A 4,012-nucleotide genomic window follows, 5' to 3' on the forward strand; every position below is an offset into this window, starting at 1 on the left:
GCCGCTGAGGATTTTCATGAGGGTGGACTTGCCGGCGCCGTTCTCGCCGACAAGCGCGTGCACTTCCCCGGCGTTGACCTCGAAGCTCACCTCCTTCAAGGCCTGCACGCCAGGGAAAGACTTGCTGATCGTGACCGCGCCAAGCAGTGGCATGGTGCTGCTTCCTGATCCGACCGCCGTCTCGCGTTGCGCGAATATATGATTTTCCGCCTTGAAATGCAAGGGTGAAAAGGGAATGATGCGAGAGCTGCGGGGGTCGCAGTACTGCGAGGACACAGAGAGCGCGAGGGGCTTTGCGAACGAACGTTTGGGGACGGGAGAGGGGCGGGTTTCCCCTCTGTTTTGCTCAGCCTGCGTCTTGGCGAAGGTGCACGAATGCCCAGCCTCTGTACCCCCCCGGGAATTTCCCCTTGACGCGGCTGGTTTTTATTGGTATATTTACGCCTCGCAAACCGACCAGATCGCTGGGAATCTTCTGCAAAGTGGCGTTGCGGTTCGAGAGACGCCACACCACCCAGTGCGAAAAGGGCGAGGCTGAACAACAAGGAGGACCCCTCTCATGGCGATGAAGATTACCGAAGAGTGCATCAGCTGTGGCGCCTGCGAACCGGAATGCCCTGTGAGCGCGATCAGCGAGGGCGACGAAATCTACGTCATTGATGCTGCCGTGTGTGTGGAATGTAAGGGTCACTATGACAGCCCGCGCTGCGTGGAGGTCTGCCCGGTCGACTGCATCGTCAAAGCATAACCGGCTGACCTTGCCGCCACCGTGCGGCACCACGGTCCGCGCAGAGACCGACGCGTTGCCAGAACAGGAATGGTACCGCCTTGTCTGATTGCACGCGTCAATGCGCATGGGTAGCGTTGCCTGCAGGAAGGGCATTTCCCGCCACAGAGCCGCTACCCTTTTCTGTTTGCGAAGGGGGAGCGAACCACTTGCCATGACCACAAAGCAGACTCTTGCCACAATTGTTGCCACCTGTGCCGTCCTCGTTGCCGGCCCTGGACGCGGACAGTCGCCGGCCTTGCTTCCGCTGGACCAGATCCGTCCTGGCATGAAGGGCGTCGGCAAGACCGTGTTCTACGGGAGCCAGGTGGAAGAGTTCGGCGTCGAGGTAGTCGACGTCATCCGCAACTACTATCCGCAGCAGGACCTCATCCTGGTGCGGCTCCATGGCGAGCGCGTTGACTACACCGGCGTGGTGGCAGGCATGAGCGGCAGTCCGGTCTATATCGAGGGCAAGCTGGCCGGCGCCCTCTCCATGCGGGTCGGCTCCTTTGCCAAAGAGCCACTGGCAGGAGTCACCCCCATCGCGCAGATGTTCTCGCTGATCGACAAAGAGAAGGATCGCCCCTTGGAAGAGGCCCAGGTGGGCAGCGTGTGGAACCCCTACCTCGATTTGGCGCTGGGCGGTGCCGACCAGCGCCGGGATACGGACAGCGTCTGGGAGGAAGTGGCGAGCGCCCACGCATCCTCTCCCACATTGCCCGTGCCGGTGGGCTTCTCCGGCTTTCGCAGCGAGGTCGTGGATTATGCGCGCGAGCGCTTAGCACGTTGGGGATTTGTGGCCGTCCAAGGCGGAACGGGCTCGCAGAGAGCCGCGCCGGGGCCGGTCGATTTGCAGCCGGGGGATGCAGTCTCCCAGGTGTTGATTGACGGCGACATGGTCATCGATGTGGCCGGCACGGTCACCTGGTGCAGGGGAGACACGGTGCTGGCTTTTGGGCACCAAGTGTTCGGCGTGGGGGCTGTACGCTTGCCCATGGGCGAGGCGCGCGTGGTCACCACGGTGCCCAGCTTGATGGGTTCTGATAAGGTCACCGCGGTCTCGCGCATCATCGGCACCATCCGTCAGGATCGCATCTCCGGCCTGTTCGGGATCGTCGGCGAAGAGCCGCCCATGGTGCCCGTGCACATTCGCTATCGCAGCCTCAACGGCAGCACGCAGGAGTACCGCTTCCGCGTGGCTGTGGCCAGGCAGTTGGACACGGTCATCCCCTTCTACCTGCGCATTGCCGTGCTCAATGCCTTGCTCACCAGTCGCCTTGGCGGAGGCGATGTGAGCCTGAAGGCAGAGGGCCAGATCCTCTTGGCGGACGGCCAGAGGGTGGCGCTGGACAACTTCTTCACCGGCACGCGCACCGCAGGTTTCTTCTCGCCGAGCAGTGATGCGGTAATGGCGGCCGACGACTTGGCGGCGATGCTCGCTTCGCTCATGGTGAACCAGTTCCAGGAAGCTGCCATCAGCAGAGTGGAGGTTGAGTTCAGCGAGCGCGCCGGCTTTGCCTCGGCAGAGATTGCGGCCGTGTGGTACGACAAGACTGAGGTTGCGCCTGGCGATACGGTGGGCATCACCGCCGTGCTGCGCCCTTTCCAGTCCGACAAGGTGGTGCGCGTGACGCGCCAGGTGGTGATCCCCAAGACGGTGACCGCGAATCGGGTGACGATCGTGCTTGGCGGGGCAGCAGCGGTTGCCGCCTCCGAGCGGCGCCAAAATCCTGCCCGTTTTCAACCGAAAAGTTTTGCCCACCTGCTCAAGTTGCTGAATGAACGGCGGCGCAACGATATGCTCTATGTGCAGGTGGTCTCGCCGGAGATTGGCGCCATGGTGGGAGATGCCCCCATGCCGAACCTGCCACTCTCGGTGCTCACCGTGCTCAACTCCAATCGATTGGCGCAGGGGTCGATGCTGACCGGAAATGTTGTCTATGAGGAAGCGATCCCGGTGGGCATGGTGGTGAGCGGCAGCAGGTCCTTGCACGTGCGCGTCAAAGGGCGCGCCCAACCCTGAGTGCGGCCAGGCGGAAAGGTCTACTGCTATGCGACGACTCTGTTTGCTTGCCTTGATTCTCTGCGCGACAGCGGCACAGGCTGCCACGACCCGGTTTGCGGAGTTCAACACCTATGCCTCCCTGGAAAAAGGGCGGCTCGTCGGCGTGACCTTGACGCCGCGCGGCGAGCTCACCCTCGCGCCGGCGGTGAAAAAGTTAGCTGACCTCGGCGAACCGCTCGTCTGGTCCATGGTTGCAGATCGGCGCGGCAACCTCTACGTGGGCACAGGCAATGACGGCAAAGTCTTCCGCATCGGGCCGAACGGCGAGCTCTCGCTCGTGTTTGATGCCGACGAGCCGGAGGTCTATGCCTTGGCCATCGCTCCGGATGGCACTTTGTACGTGGCCCCGTCGCCAGGAGGGAAAATTCTGGCAGTGGGGTCGTCGGGCCAGGCTTCCTTGGTGGCCAAGCTTTCCTGTTCCTACGTCTGGGGGCTTGTGGTGGACGAACGAGGCACTCTGTACGCCGCCACCGGGGACAAGGCGGGTCTCTACCGAATAGCGCGCAACGGTGATGCCGAGCTTCTCTTTGCTCCCGCTGAGGCGCATTTGCGTTGCCTGACCTGGGGCAGCGACGGAGCGCTGCTGGTCGGCTCCAGCAAGAATGGCTACGTGTACCGTGTGACCCGCGACGGCAAGGTTTTCACTTTATATGATTCGCCTGCCGAGGAGGTGCACGCCCTCGCCCTCGGGCCGGGGGGCGTAGTCTATGCGGCGGCGTTGCAGGAGACTCCAGAGCGACCGCAGCGGCCCGAGGAGGCAGCCCCTGCCGACGAAAAGGAAGAGGGCGAGGAGGAGCAAGAGCTCGTGTTGCCACCGGCGCGCATCACTCCCAGCGGGGTTGGTCGCGCTGCCGGCGGCACCGTCTTTGCCATCGACCCGGACGGCAACGCCACCGAGCTGTGGCGCTCCGACAGGCAGTGCGTGTTGGCACTGGCGGTGACTGCCGCCGGCAAGCCGATGGCGGGAAGCAACGACAAGGGAAGATTGCTGGCCCTCGAGCCAGGCGAGGAGGCCACCATCATCAACACCGTGGAAGGAGAACAGATCACGGCCATTGTCGCCGGTTCGGACAATGCCCTTTACGTGGCCACCTCGAACCCTGGCAGAGTCTTCCGCGTGGGGCCCGCACATGAGAGCGTCGGCGTGTACGAGTCCGAGGTCATCGACGCGCGCGTGG

At 63.2% G+C, this 4,012-nt stretch carries 4 protein-coding genes; 3 read left to right on the top strand and 1 reads right to left on the bottom strand.

Annotated features, from left to right (window positions below; genetic code table 11):
* The coding region (locus H5U38_14000; GenBank protein MBC7188134.1) for an ATP-binding cassette domain-containing protein at positions 1–153 on the bottom strand (153 nt) is incomplete at its 3' end.
* Between the two features lie 406 nt (positions 154–559).
* On the opposite strand from H5U38_14000, the gene H5U38_14005 reads away from it, so the two are divergent.
* The 3 genes from H5U38_14005 to H5U38_14015 all read left to right on the top strand — a co-directional run.
* Entirely contained in the window at positions 560–748 is a 189-nt protein-coding gene (locus H5U38_14005) for a YfhL family 4Fe-4S dicluster ferredoxin (protein ID MBC7188135.1), read from the top strand.
* 193 nt (positions 749–941) lie between these two features.
* A complete protein-coding gene (locus H5U38_14010) occupies positions 942–2,792 on the top strand; it encodes a hypothetical protein (protein MBC7188136.1) in 1,851 nt (616 codons plus the stop codon).
* A gap of 28 nt (positions 2,793–2,820) precedes the next feature.
* Positions 2,821–4,012, top strand: a 1,192-nt coding sequence (locus H5U38_14015) for a hypothetical protein (GenBank protein ID MBC7188137.1), incomplete at its 3' end; no start/stop codon positions are given.

This window comes from Calditrichota bacterium (genome assembly GCA_014359355.1).
Taxonomy (GTDB): Bacteria; Zhuqueibacterota; Zhuqueibacteria; order JANLFK01; family Oleimicrobiaceae; genus Oleimicrobium.